Source organism: Cloacibacterium normanense, from assembly GCF_003860565.1.
GTDB classification, from domain to species: domain Bacteria; phylum Bacteroidota; class Bacteroidia; order Flavobacteriales; family Weeksellaceae; genus Cloacibacterium; species Cloacibacterium normanense.
On the sequence record NZ_CP034157.1, the window covers coordinates 2,539,577 to 2,559,766 of the forward strand.

Here is a 20,190-nt window from a genome sequence, read left to right on the forward strand (position 1 = left end):
ATCAAGAATTAAAATATGAAAACAAAAAACATTTCTACCATTTTGTTTATACTTTTTGCATCGTTTTTATTTTGCCAAACCATTGATGTAATGAGTTTTAACATCAGATTGGCAAGCGTAGATGATGGCGAAAACCACTGGAACATCAGAAAAGATAAAGTAAAAGACCTTATTTCTTATTATGAAGCAGATTTTGTAGGACTACAAGAAGCGCAGAAACCTCAGATTGATTATTTATTAGATAACAACTCTGCTTATAGTTTTTTAGGAAGACCGAGAACAGATGAAGCGAATGCAGAATTTTCATGTATTTTTTATCTGAAAAATAAGTATAAAGTTCTAGAACAAAACACATTTTGGCTTTCAGAAAATCCTGAAAAATCAGGAAAATCTTGGGACGCAGCATATCCTAGAATCGTTACGTATGCTCTTTTTGAAAATATAAAAACCAAAAAGAAAGTTTGGGTACTGAATACGCATTTTGACCATGTAGGTGTTATTGCGAGACAGAAGTCTGCAGAAATCATTCTGGAAAAAATTAAAACCTTGCAGAAGAAAAGAAATGTTCCTGCAGTTCTTACGGGTGATTTTAATTCTGTAGAGAGTGATTCATGGATGAAACCGCTTTTTGAGAATTTGCAAGAAGCCAGAAGCAATAGCGTTACAAAACCTTACGCTGATAAAGCAACTTGGAATGGATTTAAATTCAATGAAAAACCTAGCGAACAAATAGATTTTATTTTTAGCTCAAAAAACAATACGAAAGTTTTAAAATACAGAACGATTACAGACTTTTATGATTATAAATATCCGTCTGATCATTTTCCTATAGTAGCAAAAATACAATTGAAATAATCTGAAAAAAATATAATTCAACCTTCTCAAAACGAGAAGCCTTTTTTATTTATTTTGTATTTTTATTGGCTCAAAATATTTTCAGATGAAGAAAGAAGAAGTTTCTCAGTTCTATGACCAGTTCTCCGAAAGACAAATAAAAATAGGAGTTAATGAAAGATTGATTTTTTTGTTTAAACAACTTAAAAAATTAGGACTTACTAAAAAATCTAAAATTTTAGAACTGGGGTGTGGAGTGGGAGCTTTTACCTATTTACTTTCTAAAAAAGTAGAAAAAGGTTATATAGAAGCAGTAGATTTAAGCGAAAAAAGTATAGAAAACGCACAGAAAAATATCCAAAAAAATAACGTTCAACTTTTTGTAGGAGACGTGGTGCATTATCAGCCCCAAGAATCTGATTTTGATTTCATCACACTGTTAGATGTTATAGAGCATATTCCTGTAGAAGAGCATTTTAATTTGTTTAAAAACATCAGCAATTATATTTCAGAAAAATCTCTTTTACTCATCAATATTCCAAATCCAGAATACATTAAATATCTTCATCAGCATCAGCCAGAATCACTTCAAGTGATAGACCAACCCATCGAATTGCCAACTTTAGCAGAAAATATAGATAAAAATAATCTAGAGATGGTTTTCTTTCAGAAATATGGAATTTGGGAGCAAGAAGATTATCATCTTTTTGTAGTGAGAAAAAAAAGAGAATTTAAACTTCGTCATCTTGCTGATGAAAGAACATTAACCCAGAAAATCACTAAAAAACTTCGTCAGAAATTAGACTTCATAAAATTTTCTTAACAATCAGGATTACTCATCCACAAATTCAATTTTTTTAGAAATTAAACACTATTTTTGGAGTTTCAATTATAGAAATGTCAGATATTATTCAACTTTTACCAGATCATGTTGCCAATCAGATTGCTGCAGGAGAAGTAGTGCAAAGACCTGCTTCTATTGTTAAGGAATTGCTAGAAAACGCCATAGATGCTGGTGCTACTAAAATAGAATTGATTGTAGAAGAAGCGGGCAGAAATCTCATAAAAGTAGCAGATAACGGAAGCGGAATGTCTGAAACCGATGCGAGAATGGCGTTCGAAAGACACGCTACTTCTAAAATTAGAACTACAGAAGATATTTTTCATATCGCTACTAAAGGTTTTCGTGGTGAAGCTTTGGCTTCTATTGCTGCGGTAGCTCAGGTAGAACTCAAAACCAAAAAACAAGACGCAGAAATAGGAACCGTTATCTACATAGAAGGCGGAGAATTACAATTTCAGGAGCCTGCACAAACTACGGAAGGCGCTGTTTTTTCGGTGAAAAATCTGTTTTTTAATGTTCCAGCGCGTAGAAAATTTCTGAAATCCAACAATATAGAATTCAGACATATTATAGATGAATTCCAAAGAGTAGCTTTGGCTCATGAAAATTTAGAGTTTTCGCTCTACCATAATGATGAGGTGATTTTTAACCTCAGAAAAGGAAGCCAAATGCAGAGAATTGTAGATATTTTCGGTAGAAAATTGCATCCACTTTTGGTTCCTATCAAAGAAGATTTAGGTTGGGTAAAACTCAATGGTTTCGTGGGAAAACCAGAAGCAGCGAAAAAATCTAGAGGCGAACAGTTTTTCTTTGTCAATGGAAGATATTTTAGAAGTCCGTACTTAAATAGAGCGGTTCAGGAAGCTTTTGAAGGGCTGTTGCAAAGCAATTACAGCCCGAGTTTTTTCTTGTATTTGGATCTTGACCCAGAAAAAATAGATGTCAACATACATCCGCAAAAAACAGAGGTAAAATTCGAAGATGAGAACCTTATTTTTGCATTGATTCGTTCTACAATTAAAAAATCTTTGGGAATTTATAATGTAGCGCCAAGTCTAGATTTTGAGCGAAATGAACAAATGGATTCATTTTTTCCACCAAAAGTAGATGCTGCGAAAAGTTATCACGCTCCAGGAATTCATATCGACAGAAATTTTAATCCGTTTAAAGACCAAATTCCTTCTAAAATTAATGATACAGCAATGGTAAATCTCACCGAAATGTATCAACAAGAATCATCAGCTTTGCCATCTAAAATTAACCTTTTTGATGAAGAAGACGAGGATTTAGAAGAAGATTTGCTCAGATTGCCAAATGGTTATTGGCTTTTTAATAAAGACCACAGAACGTTGATGCTCGATTTGGGAAGAATTCACCAAATTGTCTTAGCCGAAAACCGTAAAAATGTTTCTAAAAGTAAGAAAAGTCAAAGTTTGCTGTTTTCTTTAGAATATCATTTAAATGAAATTGAGAAAAATAAATTTCGTTCGATTAAAAAATACTTGCCAGATTTAGGTTTCGATATTGTTTTGGCACAAGATAATGTGCTGAGAATAAATGCGGTGCCTGAAGATGTGAAAGAATCTCAAGTAATCAAATTTTTAGAAAATCTCTTCGAAATTTTAGAATACAAAACTGAAGAAGAATTTTTAGAAAATTATAACAATCAGTGGATTAGAACCAATGCGAAATCTAAGTTTGATTTTCTGTATAAAGCTGAAGTGGAACAAATTTTGAAAGATTTTATCAAGTTAGGCTTCCCAGAGTTTACAACAAACGGAAACAGAACCTTTGTAGAAGTTCCTACAGAAGAATTGAAAAATAAATTTTAACACACCAAAACAATATGTTTCAAAATATAACACCCATCACCAGAAATATTATCATCCTGAATGTGATTGTTTTCATTCTAGCGATGCTTATTCCGCAATCCTATCAATATTTAGCGGCTTTTTTTCCTACATCTCCTTATTTTAAATCTTGGCAAATCATCACACACATGTTTATGCATGGAGGTTTTATGCATATTGCTTTTAATATGTTGACTTTTGCGAGTTTCGGACCAGTTTTAGAGCGGTTTTTAGGAGAAAAGAAATTTTTAATTTTATATTTTCTTTCTGGGTTAGGAGCTTTTGCATTGTTTAATCTTTGGGAATATTATCAGTTATACCAAGATGCTCAACCGCTTATTGTAGAAGGTTTACAATTTTCGGATATTTTAAAGGGTGATTTTGGAAAATTTCCAGTAAGATTAGAAGGAAATGCACAGAATATAGTAAACATACTTTCTACACCGATGGTTGGAGCTTCTGGAGCTATTTTTGGTGTAATTGCGGCGTTTTCTTTGCTGTATCCTAATGCAGAAATGTTCATTATGTTTATTCCGTTTCCGATTAAAGCAAAGGTTTTATTTCCTATTACTATTATAGTTTCTCTATATCTAGGTTTTTCTGGAAGTGGAGGAAATATTGCACATTTCGCACATATCGGTGGCGCTTTAGTAGGCTATATTTTAGTGAAAGTTTGGGGTAGAAACAGATATAGAATTAATTAATCAGTGGGGATTTTCAGAAGTATTTTTACCGTTGTTCATGTAGTAATTGTGTTGCTTTTAGGAGCAACCATGCTTAATGCTTATATCCCTCCAAAAGTATTTCCTTTACTCAATTTATTATCATTGGCATTTCCTTTTTTGATGATTGCCAATCTGTTACTCTGTGTTTTTTGGATTTTTTCTTGGCGAAAAAGAGCCTTTGTTTTTTTGCTGATTTCCACATTATTTTTAACTCCAGTAAGAAGATGGATTAATTATTCTGAGCCAAAAAGTGAGGAAAATTCTATTAAAGTAATCAGTTATAATGCGAGAATTGTAGGCTGGGAAACAATAAATCCCACTTCTGATTTTATTGACGAGCAAAATGCAGATGTGATTTTGATGCAAGAATGTGGTGACCGAAAAATTGTAAAACCAAAATCCTCTAAATATGCCATTATTGATGATTATAAAATCATGACCATCTATACCAAACATCCTATTATAGAACATGGTCTGATTTTAGAAAATAGAATGGCTGGAAATGCTCATTATGCAGATATTGATATTAGCGGAAAGAGAATTAGATTTATAAATGTTTACTTAGAGCCCTATAAATTACACGAAGATTTGCAAGAAACACCGGAAAATATAGATAACACCGAGAAAAAAGCGAAAACCATTGTTGGGAAAATGTTACCCATATTTAAAAAACATCAAGAACAGGTAGAGAAAATTGCAGCTTTTATTAAGAAATCTCCTTATCCTGTTATTTTAGCGGGTGATTTCAATGCTGTTCCTAATTCTTATGAATATTATAAACTTTCAGAAGGTTTACAAGATGCGTTTTTAGAATCTGGAAAAGGCAGTGGAACCAGTTTCCATGATTATATTTTCCCTTTGAGAATTGATTATATTTTTGCATCAAAAGAATTTGAATCCAATTCCTTTAAAGTAAAAAGAAATTTGGGATTAACTTCTGACCATTATCCCGTTTTTGCAGAATTTAGTTTTAAAAATTAAAAATGAAGAAAATAGCCTTTTTATTAACCAGTTTTATGTTACTTTCTTGTTGGAAAAACAATAAAGAAGAAGAGCAATTTTATGCTGAAGACAATTCTCCTATTGATACCACTTTGGTAGATTCTGTAGTGGGACAAACTTCTTTTTCGGCAATTAATTCTGCTATTGAAGATGCTAAAAAAGCGCCTGTTTTAAAACAAGACACCACTAAAAGTCCCGAACAGAAATTGGCAGAGGAAAAGAAAAAAATAGAACAAAAAAAGAAATCAGAGCTAGAGAAAAAATTGGCTGAACAAAACGCTGCTAAAAATGCAGAAAAAGAAAAAGCTCAGCAAGAAAAAAAAGTAAATGAATTAGTTACTCCAGAAAAAGAATAATTATTCTCTAAAATTTTTAGCTCTTAAAAAAACAAAAAGTCTCAATTTTATGAGACTTTTTTTGATGTGATGTGAAAATTAACCCTAAAATTTATTTTAGATATATGATTTTGTTGAAGGTGTTATCGCCTTTTTCCACACTGATTACATACGCATCAGCATTTTCTGGGTTTAAATCAAATTGTATAACCAATTCGCCATTATTTGGAGTTAAGGTTTGGTTATAATAAACCGTATTCGTGAAATCTTCAACAGAAACTGTTACTCCATCAGTTAGTTTAGGCATCACTAATTTTACATGATTGCCTTCAATCGTGTATTCTGGTTTGAAAATTTCAGCAACTGGTGTCTTCTCAATTGAAGCATCAGTTTCGTCAATAGTAATTTTATATTTTTCGATTTTAGAATCAGATTCCGCTACTAAATAATAAGTTCCAACAGGAAAATTTTTCAAGTCATACGTTCTAGAAACCTCATCTTGTTTTCTCACTTTTTCAGCAAAAAGTTCTCCTTGCTTGTCATTGTAAACATATAGCGCTACATTCTTTGCATTCGTCATTTGAAAGCTTAGTTTTTTCGCACTGATGTTGTCAATAGAAATAGAGAAATCTTTGTCATTGGCCATTACATTTGCCGAAATAAATAGAAATCCTATAAGGAAGCTGAATTTTAATAAATTTTTCATAATTATAATTGTTAGTGTGTTAGTCAATTAAGTACACTGCAAATCTAGACTTGAATTTTGGGTTATTTTACAAGATAATTTTCTTATATATGCTCTATTTTAACATTAATACAAAATTAACATTAACTTAAAGATAAAATAGTATATTTGTATATCGAAATAGAACAAAATGAAGCAGACAAGTCCTACATATGAAGCAGTTAACCCCAATATTGGAAGTAGTTTTTCTTGTTTCAAATTCCTTCAAAATGAAAATTTAAAATCTAATTTTTGGCACTATCACCCAGAAATAGAATTGGTTTTTGTAGGTGGAGGTTCTGGGAAAAGACAAATTGGTAGCACCATTTCTTATTTTACTAAAGGAGATTTGGTTTTAATAGGCAGTAATTTACCGCATTGTGGTTTAACCAATGAAAATACCAGAAATGAGTATGAAATTGTAGTTCAGTTTTTGCCTGATTTTTTAGGAGCTCACATCTGGAAAACTCCTGAAATGAAGAAAATTACGAATTTATTAGATGCTTCAAAAGGTGGAATTGTGTTTGGTGAATCGGTTAAAAAATCTTTAGAAAGTAAAATTTTAGAAATGTATGAGGCAACTTCACTGGACAAGTTGATTAAATTTTTAGAGATTTTAAATGTTCTTGCCAATACCGAAGATTTCAAAATTCTAAATGCTGGAAATTTCTATATTCAAACTCAAGTGGAAGATAATGAGAGAATTAACCTCATTTTCAATCACGTAAAAAATAAATTCAAAGAGCAAATTACTTTAGAAGAAGTAGCCAATCTCGCCAATATGACTGAACCTTCTTTTTGCAGATATTTTAAAAAAATTACCAATAAAACGTTTACACAATTCGTGAATGAATATCGTATCATTCACTCTATGAAATTGTTGGCAGAGAAACCACTGAGTATTAACGAGATATGTTACGAAAGCGGATTTAATAATTTCAGTTATTTCAATAAAACTTTTAAAGAATATACGCAGAAAAGCCCATCTCAATACCGAAAAGAGTTTAAAAATATTATTGAATAAAACTTTTAGAAGCAATAAAAAACTCCCGAAATTTAAATTTCGGGAGTTTGTATTTTTATGAAATTAAATTTGAAATTATTTAAAATTTACATCAGCATTCTTTGAGCCTTTTTCACGCCTTCTACTAAAGCATCTACCTCTTCTAAAGTGTTATACACCGCAAAACTCGCTCTTACGGTTCCTGCAATCTTGAAGAATTCCATAATAGGTTGTGTACAATGATGACCTGTTCTTACAGCAATTCCCAGTTTATCCAGAATCATTCCTACATCCGAAGCAATTCCTATTCCTTCTAAATTAAAAGAAACTACACTGGTTCTATTCGCTTTTTCACCGTAAATTTTAAGTCCATCTATTTCTAGAAGTCTTTTTTGGGCATAATTTAGCAGTTCATTTTCATGATTTCTGATATTTTCTACACCTATTTTTTTCATGAAATCTATGGCAGCTCCTATTGCAATATTTCCGCCAACATTTGGTGTTCCCGCTTCGAATTTAAAGGGAAGTGCAGCATAAGTGGTTTTCTCAAAACTACAAGTAGCAATCATCTCACCACCTCCATGAAAAGGCGCTAATTTTTCTAAAATTTCTTCCTTTCCGTAGAGAATACCAACTCCCATTGGTGCGTACATTTTGTGACCAGAAAATGCAAAAAAGTCGCAGTCTAATTTCTGAACATCAATCTCGAAATGTGGTACAGATTGTGCTCCGTCAATCATCATGAGTGCAGAAGAATTTTTTCTCACTTTTGTGATGATTTCTTCAATAGGATTAATGATTCCTAAAGCGTTAGAAACATGATTTACAGATACAATTTTGGTTTTTTCTGAAAGGTTTTTATCTAAAAAATCGAGTTGAAGAATTCCGTTTTCGTCCATCGGAATTACTTTCAATTTTGCACCCGTTCTTTCGCAAAGCATTTGCCAAGGAACAATATTGGAGTGATGTTCTAAATAACCGATGATGATTTCGTCATCTTTTTTTAAGAAATTAGAATTTCCCAAAGCGTAGGCAACCAAATTGATGCTTTCGGTAGTTCCTCTGGTAAAAATCACCTCATAATCATGCTTTGCATTAATGAAATGTTGTACTTTTTTTCTGGAATTTTCCATTTCTTCTGTTGCCAATTGAGACAAAGTGTGTATTCCTCTGTGTACATTGGCATTGATTTCTTCATAATATCTTTTCCAAGTTTCAAGTACAGAAATTGGTTTTTGAGAAGAAGCGGCATTGTCTAAATAAACCAATGGTTTACCGTTAACTTGCTGCTGAAGAATAGGAAACTGATTGCGTATTTCTTTTATATTAAACATTGTAAATTTTGTTTAAACCGCAAAAGCAACAAATTTTTTATTTTTAAGTTTTTACAAAAGAAGAAAAAGCGAATTGAATTTCACTTTTTTTACTTTTGAATTGCTTGTTATCAATATTTTCTTTTGTCTCTTTTGTGGTAAATCATTTAAGTAAAAAATAAAACCACTCTAAAACTTGTTTAGAATGGTTCAAAATTACGGAATTAATTATTAAAATTTCTAATAATTTCTTCTATTGCTTTAATTGGCAAACGTTTTCACAGCATTTTCGGCTAAAAACGCAGCTTGTACAGAACGGCCTTTATCGTCTTTGGCTTCATTGTTAAACTTGCCAGTTCTCACCACGACCATATTTTTTTCAGGAATTACGATGATTAATTGGCTGGTAAATCCCCAGAAATGATAATATTTATAAGGGGCGTCATTATTAACCCAAATTCCCAAACCATAGATTCCGCCAGAATGTTGAGTTGGCGTAATCATTTTTTGAATGTAGGTAGAATCAATCAGTTGTTTTCCGTTCCAATTTCCTTTTTGGAGCATCAGTTGTCCTAATTTTGCATAATCACGAGGAATAGCATTGATACAGCAGAACGTTTTTTCCATTTTATTGTCTTCATCCACATTCCAATAAGCGTCTGATTCCATTCCTAGAGGTTTCCAAAGTTTTTGAGAAGCATATGCAGAAAGCGGAATATTTACCGCCTTTCTAATCGCAAATCCCAATAATTGCGTAGCACCAGATTGGTATTCGAATCTGCTTCCTGGTTTTGCCTCAAATTGAGGAGATTTCAAGAGTGCTTCTGCCATGTTTTTACCGTAATAAATTCTAGGATTTTGTAAAAACGGATTTCTGTAATCTTCATCCCAATAATAGCCAGCTTCCATTGCGGCTAAATCTCTTAAGGTTAACTCGTTACCGTGTTCTACTTCGTTGAAATTAGGATAAAAATCTGCAAATTTTTGATTTTCTGATTGTATTTTGTGGTCTTCAATTGCCAATCCCATCAATAAAACGGTGATGGCTTTTGCCATAGAAAAAGAATTGGTTTGCGTGGTAGGTTTGTACTCTCCGAAGTATTCTTCATGAACTAATTTGCCATCTTTTATCACCAAAAATGAAGCAGAATTCGTAGATTTTAAATTGTCAACGATGTTTTTCGGTAAAGAAGTTTTATTGTATAACGAATCTTTTTGCCAAGGTTGTGCCACTCCTTTTTCTATATTTCTAGACGGAAAATCTACACCATCATCTATGGTAGCGCTGGTTTTGCCTTTGAGATATGTAAGCGCAATTGCATTAAAAAGATGTTGATAATTAAAAGCATAAGCCAGCGCAATAACTGTTGCTATAAAAAGTAGAATTCCAAATAAGAGGTTCTTAAGCGTTTTCATAAATCATTTTTTTCAAATTTAAAAAATATTTCGAAGCAAAATTATTTCCACCATAAATATGATAAAACTCAGTGATATAAATCATTTTGGGCGTTATACTGAAAATAATATCTTAGCCACCATAACAAAAAAAAAAATAACAATGAGAAAATTACTATTTTTAGCTGGGTTATTATTTACCGTAAGCTTAAGTGCACAAAACTGGCAAGTTAGATTAAGAGGTGTAAGTGTACAACCTTATGAAAAATCTACAGTAGGAGGAGAAGACAGCGATGTAAACATTTCAAACGCATTTATTCCAGAATTAGACTTTACTTATTTCTTTAACAAAAATTTTGCAGCAGAACTAATTCTAGGAACTTCTAAACATGATGTTAAAGTTGGAAATGATGAAGTTTCTCTAGGAAGTGTAAGATTATTACCTCCAACAGTAACTTTGCAATATCACTTTTATCCAACTAAAAGTTTAAAACCTTATGTAGGAGCTGGTCTTAATTATACCATTTTCTATGATGTAGAAAACGGTGATACACTAGGAATGGATTACAAAAACAATGTGGGAATTGCATTACAAGGTGGTGTAGATTATTTTGTGAATGACAAATTTTTCCTTAACGTAGATATTAAAAAACTTTACCTTCAAACAGATGTAGATGTAGACTTAGGTTTACCAGCAACTGTTCCTGCGGAAGTTAAAATCAATCCACTTTTAATTGGTTTTGGTGTAGGAATGAAATTCTAATATTTCGCTATAAACTAAATTATGAAAAAATCCCGAAGAATTTTCTTCGGGATTTTTGATAATTATCAATCCTTAAAGGTTTTTAAAACCTTTAAGGATTCTATATTTTAGAAAGCAAAGTTCTGAAATTTACTTTTTCATCAATAATTCTTCTTAAATCTTCTACTTTTACACGCTCTTGTTTCATGGTGTCTCTTTCTCTTAAAGTTACCGTGTTATCTGTCAAAGAATCATGGTCAACAGTAATACAGAAAGGTGTTCCGATAGCATCTTGTCTTCTGTAACGTTTACCAATGCTGTCTTTTTCCTCAGAAATCACATTGAAATCATATTTCAAATCATTGAAGATTTTTTCTGCAAATTCTGGCAATCCATCTTTTTTCACTAATGGCAAAATAGCTGCTTTTACAGGAGCTAAAGCTGGCGGAAGTGATAAAACTGTTCTTTCTGAACCGTCTTCTAAAACTTCGTCTTTTAAGCAATTAGAGAATAATGCCAAGAACATTCTGTCGAGACCAATAGAAGTTTCTACTACATAAGGAACGTAGTTTTCATTTCTTTCTGGGTCGAAATATTGTAGTTTTCTACCAGAATGCTGCTCATGTGCAGATAAATCGAAATCAGTTCTTGAGTGAATTCCTTCTAATTCTTTGAAACCAAATGGGAATTTAAATTCAATGTCAGCAGCAGCATTCGCATAGTGCGCCAGTTTTTCGTGATCGTGGAATTTATAATTTTCTTGTCCTAAACCAAGCGCCAAATGCCAGTTGAGACGTTTTTGTTTCCATTCTTCGTAGAATTTCAATTCTGTTCCTGGTGGAACGAAAAATTGCATTTCCATTTGTTCAAACTCTCTCATTCTGAAGATGAATTGTCTTGCAACAATCTCATTTCTAAATGCTTTACCTATTTGCGCAATTCCGAAAGGCAATTTATGACGAGAAGTTTTTTGTACGTTTAAGAAATTCACGAAAATACCTTGTGCAGTTTCCGGACGAAGATATAAATCCATCGCACTTTCCGCAGAAGCTCCTAATTTAGTCCCGAACATTAGGTTGAATTGTCTTACATCCGTCCAGTTTTTAGAACCAGTGTCAGGATCAGCAATTTCTAATTCTTCAATGAGTGCTTTTACATCTGCTAAATCATTGTTTTCCAGAGATTTTGCCATTCTTGCAAGAATGGTTTTTTGTTTTTCTCTGTATTCTATAACTCTAGGATTGGTAGCTTCAAACTGTGCTTTATCAAAAGCATCACCAAATCTTTTTTCTGCTTTTTCGATTTCTTTTTGCGCTTTATCTTCTAGTTTTGCACAGTAATCTTCAATCAAAACATCTGCACGAAAACGCTTTTTAGAATCTTTATTGTCAATCAATGGGTCGTTAAAAGCATCCACGTGTCCAGAAGCCTTCCAAGTAGTTGGGTGCATCAGGATTGCAGAATCCAGTCCTACAATATTCTCGTTCAGTTGCACCATTGCTTTCCACCAATATTGCTTGATGTTATTTTTCAGTTCTGCACCATTTTGTCCATAATCGTAAACCGCCGAAAGTCCGTCATAAATTTCAGAACTTGGGAAAATAAAACCATATTCTTTTGCGTGAGAAACTACCTTCTTGAAAACGTCTTCTTGTTTTGCCATAACTTTTGAATTGAATTGCAAAAATAGGGAATTTATAGCAATTTTATACATTTTTAAGGAGCAAGAGATTTCGTAAATTTATAGAAACTCAGTCCTGCTTTCCGTTGCAATTCCTCGTTCCATTACTTAACCCAACGCTTACTGCGGGATTTCCACTGCAATCAGGGCTAAAAACACCTTTCAATTATTCTTTCACTGAAAAATCTGCATTAAAAATTAACATCCACTTTGTCATTGACTTCATCGAATCTTCGATTTCCGCAGGAATCTCTACAAATAATTACAGATAATTTTGAGTTTAGATTCCTACGGATGACAAAAAAACCGTTAAAAATCTTCGTGTACTTAGCGAAACACTTAGCGACTTTGCGTGAAAAAAAACTTTAAAATATTTCTTCCACTAAAATAAGCATCATCTGCAAAATCAGCGAGAACTTTCTTCATCATAAACTTTCAAAAACCTTTGCGCTCATTTCATTAAAGATTTAACCACAGAGAAATCAGAGTTTACACAGAGATTACAGAGGGAAAATATTCCTAAAATCAATTAAGGAAAAAAACTCTATGAACTTCGTGTGAAACTCTGTGTCTCCGTGTTTAAAAAATTCTGTACATTTGTAAAACCTTTTTTCAAAATGTACAAATCACTTCTTCGTCCGATTTTTTTCAAATTTGATCCTGAAAAAGTTCATCATTTCATCTTTTTTGTCCTTAAAAATTTCGGTTTCTTAATCAGATTATTTTTCCCAAAACCTAAAGAAGATAAACGTCTCGAACGTGAATTATTCGGCTTGAAATTCAAAAATCCAGTAGGTTTAGCTGCGGGTTTTGACAAAAATGCAGTGCTGTTTAATGAATTAGCAGATTTAGGATTCGGATTTGTAGAAATAGGAACCGTAACACCAAAAGCACAATCTGGTAATCCGAAAAAACGTCTTTTCAGACTAATAGAAGACGCCGGAATTATCAACAGAATGGGTTTTAACAATGAAGGTTTAGCAAAAATTGTAGAAAATCTTAAAAAATCTCCTCACAAAGTAATCATCGGTGGAAATATTGGTAAAAACACAGACACTTTACCCGAAAATTACACCGCAGATTATGTAGAATGTTTCCGAGGTTTGCACGATTTTGTAGATTATTTTGTACTGAATGTGAGTTGCCCAAATGTTTCTAGTCACGCCAAGTTAGAAGACGCAGATTATTTAAAGGAACTGATTACAGAAATTCAGAAAGTGAATGCTGAGTATGCTCAGCCAAAACCTGTTCTTCTGAAAATCGCTCCAGATCTCAATAAAATTCAACTCGATGAAATCGTAGAGTTGGTTGCCGAAACCAAAATTGATGGAATTATTGCCACCAATACTTCTGTTTCAAGAGAAAACCTTAAAGCCTCTAAAGAAACTTTGGAAAAAATTGGAAACGGAGGACTTTCAGGAAAACCTATTCGCGAAAAAAGTACAGAAGTCATCAGATATTTGGCTGAAAGGTCTAACAAATCTTTCCCAATCATTGGAGTGGGCGGAATTCACAGTGCAGAAGATGCCATCGAAAAATTAGAAGCAGGGGCAAGTTTGGTGCAAATTTATACAGGATTTATTTACGAAGGGCCAGGTTTGATTAATGAAATTAATAAGAAGATTTTACAGTCCGAAGACTGAGGATTTTTTTGTGAAATGTAATTGCGATCGGAATGCGCTGAAGCGTAGAATATTTTCTTTAAATTTAGAAAAAATTAATTTACCATTATGAGTGTTGAACAAATTGATAAAGTTGACTTTATAAGCACAACTGAAAAAGGAATTATAAAACTCACTATTTCTGATCATCTAGAATGGGATTCAAAAAATGAGCACCTTTTAATTTTGCAAAATAAAATAAATGCATACTTAAATTTTATAGAAAGTGGACAAATTTTTGAAGAATATCCAAGTTCCGTAAATAAAAAAGTTGAGATTGAAATTGTTTTGAAATTTCCTCCAAATGAAATTGGAAATACTTTTTTAGATAAATGCAAAAAAATAATTGATGAACTAAAAATTGAATTTTCTTGGAAAGTTTTTGAATAAAGTTTCAGAATGACAAAAACATAATTTTCCTTAAAATCTGCGGGAAAATTAAATGAGTTGCGCAATACTGTAAATCAACAAACCAACCAATCCACCAACCAAAGTCCCGTTAATTCTAATAAATTGTAAGTCTTTCCCAACTTCTAATTCTAGTTTTTCGGAGAGTTCTTTTCCTTGCCAGTTTCCTACGGTATCTGCAATCAAATCTCCAAATTTATTGGTGTTTCGCAAGATATGTTTGTATGCGGTAACTCTTACCCAATGGTCAATTTTATGCTGTAGTTTTTCGTCAGTTCTTAGGTTTTCAGAAAATTCTGCAATGTTTTTGTGAAGGTAATTCTTGAGCGAAGAATGCTCTTGTATCAATTCTTCCGTCAATGTCTTTTTCAAAGAAACCCAAATATCATGGGAATATTGATGAATTTTTTCTGGTTGCAGAAAATCATCTTTCATCGCATTGAGTTCTTGTTCGTAATGAGGATTGATTTTGATTTCAGATGAAAAATCAAATAATTTTTGAGTGATTTCTTTTCTCAAAGCATGGTTTTGATCTTGCTCTACTTCTTCAAAATATTTAGAAAGTCCAGAAGTGATTTTCTCTGCGATTTTATCATCTACAAAACTTGGGATAAGCGTGAAACTCTCTTTTTTCACACGTTCTCTCACCATTTCGTGGTGTTCCAGAATATAGTTTTTGATTTGCGCAGAAAGGCTGGTAATGAGTTTTTGATGGTCATTTTTTTCGAGAAGATATTCCATTCCATTTCCTAAAATTTGATTGATTTTAACATCTCCCGTCATTTCTTTTGCTTTTTTGCTGATGAAATTTACCACAGCGTCATCTTCTAATTTATGGAGAATATCCAGTACGATTTCTGATAAATTTTTCACCAGAACAGAGGCGTTTTTCTCTTTCTGAAGCCATTCTCCAATGAAATGAGAAATCTTCAAATTCTGTATGTAAGGTCTTATATTTTGTGGCGAAAGAAAATTAGTAACCACAAAATTCCCCAGATTATCGCCGATTCTTTCTTTAGATTGCTCAATTAAATTGGTGTGTGGAATTTTTAATCCAAGCGGATGATGAAAAAGTGCTGTCACCGCAAACCAATCTGCCAAAGCTCCCACCATCGCTGCTTCAGAAAAGGCTTTTACATAACCTACCCAATGTCCGAAATTTTGATATTTCTGAAGATAAGTCATCGTCAAAAAAATACAAGTCATCAAAACGAAAAGTCCTGTTGCGAGCATTTTATGATTTCTGAGTTGGCGTTTTTTTATTTCTTCATTCATCTCAATAATGATTATCGAAATTTTTTATAAAGATACGAATCCTAAAAATTGTTTTCTTTCTATTTTTACCAAACTTTATTATAAAATTAAAATAACAACAAACCAAGAGTTTAATTTAATGAACTTAATTTCTTAATTAAAATTTAATGGAAAAATTTTAACATTAAGAATACGTTAAGGTATTAAGGGAATTAAGTTTTCCGAAAATCAAAGATTTTCATATGAATAAAATTTTAAAAATATTATTTTGCTTGTTATTTCTGCAAAGTTGTTCACAAATACAAAAACCAAAGTCAATGGAAAATCAAACCGTTAAAAACCCATATTATTCTAGAACAGATAAAACGAAACTGAATGTTTCTAATGCAGAATGGAAGAAAATTCTTCCTACAGATTTATATTATGTAGCGAGAGAAGCAGATACAGAACGTCCTTTTACAGGGAAATACAATGATTTTGACGAAATAGGAGAATATTATTGTGCGGTTTGCGGCAATCATTTATTCAGAAGTTCTTCTAAGTTTGCATCAACTTGTGGCTGGCCAAGTTTCTTCGAAGCAGATAAAGAAGGCGTATCTTACAAGAGAGATTCTTCTCACGGAATGGAAAGAATAGAAGTGCTTTGCAAGCGTTGTGATTCGCATCTTGGTCATGTTTTTAATGACGGTCCAGAACCTACAGGAATGCGCTATTGTATGAACTCTGTGAGTCTAGATTTTCAGAGAGATTCTGAGAAAAAATAGCATTTCTATAATTCTAGTTTCTTTATATTATGTTAAATAGAGTTAAATAAAAGTTAATTAATTTTAATTTAATTTGTTGGTTTATAGTGTTTTGTATTTTTGCCCGACTAAAAATACCAAAACCAAAATCGATGAAGAAATTACTATTACTACTCACGGCAATTTTGATGATTGCCACGTCATTTTATAAAAAAACAAACTTAGAAGTTAATTCTAAAAAATCCTTATCAACTAAAATTGAAAAGAATTCTGGTAAAGCAACAGAACTTAGCGAAGCTGAAACTTTATACCATGCTATAGAATTCAATAACTCCAATAAACTAGAATTAGATGTTTTTGAAAAAGCAATTTTAGGTTTCAATAATTTAAAAAAAGCTGAGAAAATAGATGAAAACTGTCACCTTTTAACCGTTTGTGATTTTTCACTTTCGTCTACTCAAAAAAGACTTTGGGTAATTGATTTAAATGATAAAAAAATATTGTTTAATTCTCTGGTAGCCCACGGAAAAAACACGGGTGAAGAATTTGCCAGAAAATTTTCGAATACAGAAAGTTCATTGCAAAGTAGCCTTGGTTTTTACGTTACAGAATCTACTTATAACGGAAGTAATGGGTTTTCACTAAAGCTTCACGGAATGGATAAAGGCTTTAATGACCGAGCTTTACAGCGTGCTATAGTGATGCATGGAGCAGATTATGTGAGCGAAGATTTTATAAAATCTCAGCGCAGAATTGGCAGAAGTTGGGGTTGTCCAGCTGTTCCGACAGCGTTAGCAAAACCAATTATCAATACAATTAAAGATAAAAACGTAATATTTATTTATTATCCAGACGAAAATTATCTTTCATCTTCAGTGTGGCTAAATGCTTAGTAATTGATATAAAAGAAAAAGGATTTCAAAATTTTGAAATCCTTTTTTATTTGTTTAAAAATTTACATCAAATCCTACATAAAAATTGGCAGGCATGATGGGCGCATAAACCATTCCTCCGTCAAAATAATTTCCGAAAGGATTTTGTGCATCTACAATCGGATTTTTTTGTCGAGTTCCAGTCAGGTTTTCCCCACCGAAATACGCTCTGATGTTTTTATTGAAATTGTGAGCAATTTGAGCATTCCAAGTCATATAAGAATCAGAAAATTCTGGCAACTGTAAATTTTGAGGGTTAGAAGCAGTATTCGGAATTCTCTGTTTTCCCACGTATTGAACGGTTGTGTCAAAGGTCCAAAAAGCATCTTTTCCTTCTTTTTTAGTGCTATAAGCGGCGTTGAAAAAACCTCTGTTTTTCGCCATGAAAGGAATTTCTTTTCTTCCGCTAGCGAAATCTGCTTGTACATCATAATACTTGTACGCTACTCTGAAATCTAGATTTTTTGCCACGCTAAAGTCTAATTGCGTTTGCAGTGAATTGGCAAATGATTTTCCATCTAAATTATAGAAAACGATTTTCTGAGGATTTTCTAAATCTACTAAAACTTGATTTTGGAAATCTGTTCTGAAGAAATCTGTAATCCAACTTGCTTTTTTGCCAAAAAGTTTGAAATCTTGTTGTAGGCTTGCTCCATAATTCCAAGCGATTTCTGGTTTTAGACCGTATGTTTTCCCTCCGTTTTGTAAAATTTCTACACTTCTGTTTGATGCAAAAAACTGTTGGTTTTCTGCAAAAATATTTGCTGTTCTAAAGCCTTTTCCAGCAGAAAGTCTCAAAATGGTTTTTGGCGAAAAGTCATATTTGAAATTAATTCTCGGCGTGAATTGAGTTCCCGCTAAATTGTGAAAATCTACACGAGAACCTGCTACCAAAGTGTATTTAAGTCCCGTTAAAGTATATTCGAAAAACAATCCGGGAACGGTTTCTGTTCTTTGGAAATTTTGAGCTAAATAATCTTCATTATAGTCATCATATAAGAAACTTGCTCCTGTTTTATATTTATGATTGGTATTTCCAAAAATAGATTCGAAAATCAAGTTAGAATAATAGGTTTTCTGTTCTCCGAAATAATTTCTAAGACCAAAAAAGCTATTTTGTTTATGATAAGTAAATTGGTTCATCAAACCGATGCTTTGGTAAGGTTTTCCTTTGAAAATGTAACCTGTTTTGTTCCAAACCTGAAAACGATTGATGTCAATATTCACTCCATATTTATTCTGAGCAATTTGCGGAAGTTTGTCATCAAATCCCACTTGTCCTGCAATTCTTTTGTCTACTAAATATTGAATCCCAAAATGTGAACCAAAACCGGAGTTTTCTAAATCATTGTAATCCAATAAATAAGCTGCATTAATTTGGTTTCCTTTTGGTCTGTCAAGAAATGTGTCATTATTATCATCCATTTCACCAACGGTTGCGTTTCCGTGCAGTAAAATAGATTGTCCCCATTTTTCATTCAATTTAGATGTAGAAACAATGTTCGCTTCGTATCTTCCGTTAAAATCTGCAAAAAGATTTACAGAGTTTTCTGGTTCTTTATTGAATTTTACAAATTCTGTATTGATTTGTCCTGTAATGCTTTCGTAACCATTTACTACGGTGCTTCCTCCTTTTGTTAATTGAATCCCTGAAATCCAACGACCAGGAATGAAATTCAAACCATAAGCAGAAGCTAATCCTCTAATTTCTGGTAAAAGTTCTTTGGTTAAAGCGGTATATTTTTGGTCTAAACCAAGCATTTTCAACTGTTTAGTTCCTGTAACAGCGTTAGAAAAAGAAACGTCTACTGTTGCATTGGTTTCGAAACTTTCAGAAAGGTTACAACAAGCCGCTTTCAATAATTCTTTTGAATTAATATTGAAAACCAAGCCTGCTTCTTTTTTATTGAGTGCGGTTGCTGCTTGATATTTGGTTAGTTTTACTCCCTCTATCATTTTTTCGTTTTTGCTTGTTTCAGCATTATGTTCAGAATGATCTTCCGTAGATGCTGTGTGTTCAGAATTTTTAGAAGTAACTGCTTCTTCCATATTGGCTGTTCTATCATAATGACAACATCCAGGCAAAGCATTGTAGGTGCTCTCGTCTGTTTTATATTTTTCATTGTCGTGGCCTACTGTTGCAATGTCCTTTAGAATTTGGTCTAAAGAAGTTTTGCTTTGGTCAAATTCTAACTTTAGAAGAAGTGTTTCTGCGTTCCATTCTGCTTGAGTTGCGCCAGATTTTTTGGCAGTTTCTTCTATTCTTTCTTTACACATTTCACAAGCGCCATTCACTTTTGCTAGTGTTGTAATGACTTGTGGAGTGTTTTTCTCTTCGTTTTTGTTAAAAGTAACCGTTCTGTCGTAATGACAACAAGCGGGTAGATTGTCATAAACGTCCTGGGAGGTTTTATACTTTTCGTTATCATGACCTACATCTGCAATGTTTTTCAGAAGTTTGTCCAAAGAGGTTTTAGAAGTGTCAAATTCTACTTCTAAGGTTTGGGTTTCTGCGGTCCAAGTTGCGGTTTTGGCACCAGATTTTAGTGCCGTTTTTTCTATTCTGTCTTTGCACATTCCACATTCGCCTTTTACTAAAGCTTTTTCTTTGGTGATTTGTGAAAAGGTAATTTGGAATACGAATAAAAGGAGTAAAGTCAGAAGACTTTTCTGTATATTTTTCATTTTTAATAAGTTAAGTAAATTTTGTTGAAATAATTTTTCAGAATAAGCCACAGTTATGG

Annotated in this window: 18 protein-coding genes; 12 read left to right on the forward strand and 6 right to left on the reverse strand. The window is 32.6% G+C overall.

The features are described 5' to 3' along the window. Positions 1-15: 15 nt before the first annotated feature. The 6 genes from EB819_RS11635 (at position 16) to EB819_RS11660 (ending at position 5,611) form a co-directional block, all read left to right on the forward strand. Positions 16-855: an endonuclease/exonuclease/phosphatase family protein gene (locus EB819_RS11635; protein ID WP_069799734.1), complete on the forward strand. Its 840-nt coding sequence runs from the start codon at positions 16-18 to the stop codon at positions 853-855. A gap of 85 nt (positions 856-940) precedes the next feature. Continuing rightward, positions 941-1,657, forward strand: a complete 717-nt coding sequence (locus EB819_RS11640; RefSeq protein WP_069799732.1) for a class I SAM-dependent methyltransferase — start codon at positions 941-943, stop codon at positions 1,655-1,657. 74 nt (positions 1,658-1,731) lie between these two features. Continuing rightward, positions 1,732-3,510, forward strand: coding sequence for a DNA mismatch repair endonuclease MutL (gene mutL / locus EB819_RS11645; protein ID WP_069799730.1), 1,779 nt, complete (start codon positions 1,732-1,734; stop codon positions 3,508-3,510). 14 nt (positions 3,511-3,524) lie between these two features. After that, positions 3,525-4,232 carry a rhomboid family intramembrane serine protease gene (locus EB819_RS11650; protein WP_069799729.1) on the forward strand — a complete coding sequence of 236 codons (708 nt, stop codon included), beginning with the start codon at positions 3,525-3,527 and terminating at the stop codon, positions 4,230-4,232. A 3-nt stretch (positions 4,233-4,235) separates the two neighbouring features. Further along, complete coding sequence (locus EB819_RS11655; RefSeq protein ID WP_069799727.1) at positions 4,236-5,234, forward strand: endonuclease/exonuclease/phosphatase family protein; 999 nt, start codon at positions 4,236-4,238, stop codon at positions 5,232-5,234. Positions 5,235-5,236: 2 nt separating this feature from the next. After that, complete coding sequence (locus EB819_RS11660; protein ID WP_069799725.1) at positions 5,237-5,611, forward strand: hypothetical protein; 375 nt, start codon at positions 5,237-5,239, stop codon at positions 5,609-5,611. A 91-nt stretch (positions 5,612-5,702) separates the two neighbouring features. Here the strand turns inward: EB819_RS11660 and EB819_RS11665 are convergent, their stop codons facing one another. Further along, entirely contained in the window at positions 5,703-6,296 is a 594-nt protein-coding gene (locus EB819_RS11665) for a DUF3244 domain-containing protein (protein ID WP_069799723.1), read from the reverse strand. Positions 6,297-6,465: 169 nt separating this feature from the next. Between EB819_RS11665 and EB819_RS11670 the strand changes: the two genes are divergently transcribed. Further along, positions 6,466-7,338 carry an AraC family transcriptional regulator gene (locus EB819_RS11670; protein WP_069799721.1) on the forward strand — a complete coding sequence of 291 codons (873 nt, stop codon included), beginning with the start codon at positions 6,466-6,468 and terminating at the stop codon, positions 7,336-7,338. 86 nt (positions 7,339-7,424) lie between these two features. On the opposite strand, the gene EB819_RS11675 is transcribed toward EB819_RS11670, so the two are convergent. Both EB819_RS11675 and EB819_RS11680 read right to left on the reverse strand, forming a co-directional pair. Next, positions 7,425-8,651, reverse strand: coding sequence for an aminotransferase class V-fold PLP-dependent enzyme (locus EB819_RS11675; protein WP_069799719.1), 1,227 nt, complete (start codon positions 8,649-8,651; stop codon positions 7,425-7,427). Between the two features lie 240 nt (positions 8,652-8,891). Continuing rightward, positions 8,892-10,046 (reverse strand): serine hydrolase domain-containing protein, encoded by a 1,155-nt coding sequence (locus EB819_RS11680; protein WP_069799717.1) that lies wholly within the window; start codon positions 10,044-10,046, stop codon positions 8,892-8,894. A 142-nt stretch (positions 10,047-10,188) separates the two neighbouring features. Here EB819_RS11680 and EB819_RS11685 point away from each other — a divergent pair, with 142 nt between their 5' ends. Further along, the gene (locus tag EB819_RS11685; protein ID WP_069799954.1) at positions 10,189-10,788 is read left to right on the forward strand and encodes an OmpW/AlkL family protein; all 600 of its coding nucleotides are present in this window, start codon (positions 10,189-10,191) and stop codon (positions 10,786-10,788) included. A gap of 100 nt (positions 10,789-10,888) precedes the next feature. Here EB819_RS11685 and EB819_RS11690 read toward each other — a convergent pair whose 3' ends face one another. After that, a complete protein-coding gene (locus EB819_RS11690) occupies positions 10,889-12,430 on the reverse strand; it encodes a glycine--tRNA ligase (RefSeq protein WP_069799715.1) in 1,542 nt (513 codons plus the stop codon). Positions 12,431-13,065: 635 nt separating this feature from the next. Between EB819_RS11690 and EB819_RS11695 the strand changes: the two genes are divergently transcribed. Both EB819_RS11695 and EB819_RS11700 read left to right on the forward strand, forming a co-directional pair. Further along, positions 13,066-14,091 (forward strand): quinone-dependent dihydroorotate dehydrogenase, encoded by a 1,026-nt coding sequence (locus EB819_RS11695; RefSeq protein WP_069799711.1) that lies wholly within the window; start codon positions 13,066-13,068, stop codon positions 14,089-14,091. Between the two features lie 87 nt (positions 14,092-14,178). Continuing rightward, positions 14,179-14,499: a DUF6572 domain-containing protein gene (locus EB819_RS11700; RefSeq protein WP_069799709.1), complete on the forward strand. Its 321-nt coding sequence runs from the start codon at positions 14,179-14,181 to the stop codon at positions 14,497-14,499. Between the two features lie 48 nt (positions 14,500-14,547). On the opposite strand, the gene EB819_RS11705 is transcribed toward EB819_RS11700, so the two are convergent. Further along, on the reverse strand, positions 14,548-15,792 hold the full coding sequence (locus tag EB819_RS11705) for a DUF445 domain-containing protein (protein WP_069799706.1): 1,245 nt from the start codon (positions 15,790-15,792) through the stop codon (positions 14,548-14,550). Between the two features lie 221 nt (positions 15,793-16,013). Here EB819_RS11705 and msrB point away from each other — a divergent pair, with 221 nt between their 5' ends. Both msrB and EB819_RS11715 read left to right on the forward strand, forming a co-directional pair. Continuing rightward, positions 16,014-16,535, forward strand: a complete 522-nt coding sequence (gene msrB, locus EB819_RS11710) for a peptide-methionine (R)-S-oxide reductase MsrB (RefSeq protein ID WP_069799704.1) — start codon at positions 16,014-16,016, stop codon at positions 16,533-16,535. Between the two features lie 131 nt (positions 16,536-16,666). Continuing rightward, complete coding sequence (locus EB819_RS11715) at positions 16,667-17,407, forward strand: murein L,D-transpeptidase catalytic domain family protein (protein WP_069799702.1); 741 nt, start codon at positions 16,667-16,669, stop codon at positions 17,405-17,407. A 54-nt stretch (positions 17,408-17,461) separates the two neighbouring features. Here the strand turns inward: EB819_RS11715 and EB819_RS11720 are convergent, their stop codons facing one another. Further along, entirely contained in the window at positions 17,462-20,131 is a 2,670-nt protein-coding gene (locus tag EB819_RS11720; protein WP_069799952.1) for a TonB-dependent receptor domain-containing protein, read from the reverse strand. Positions 20,132-20,190: the final 59 nt, after the last annotated feature.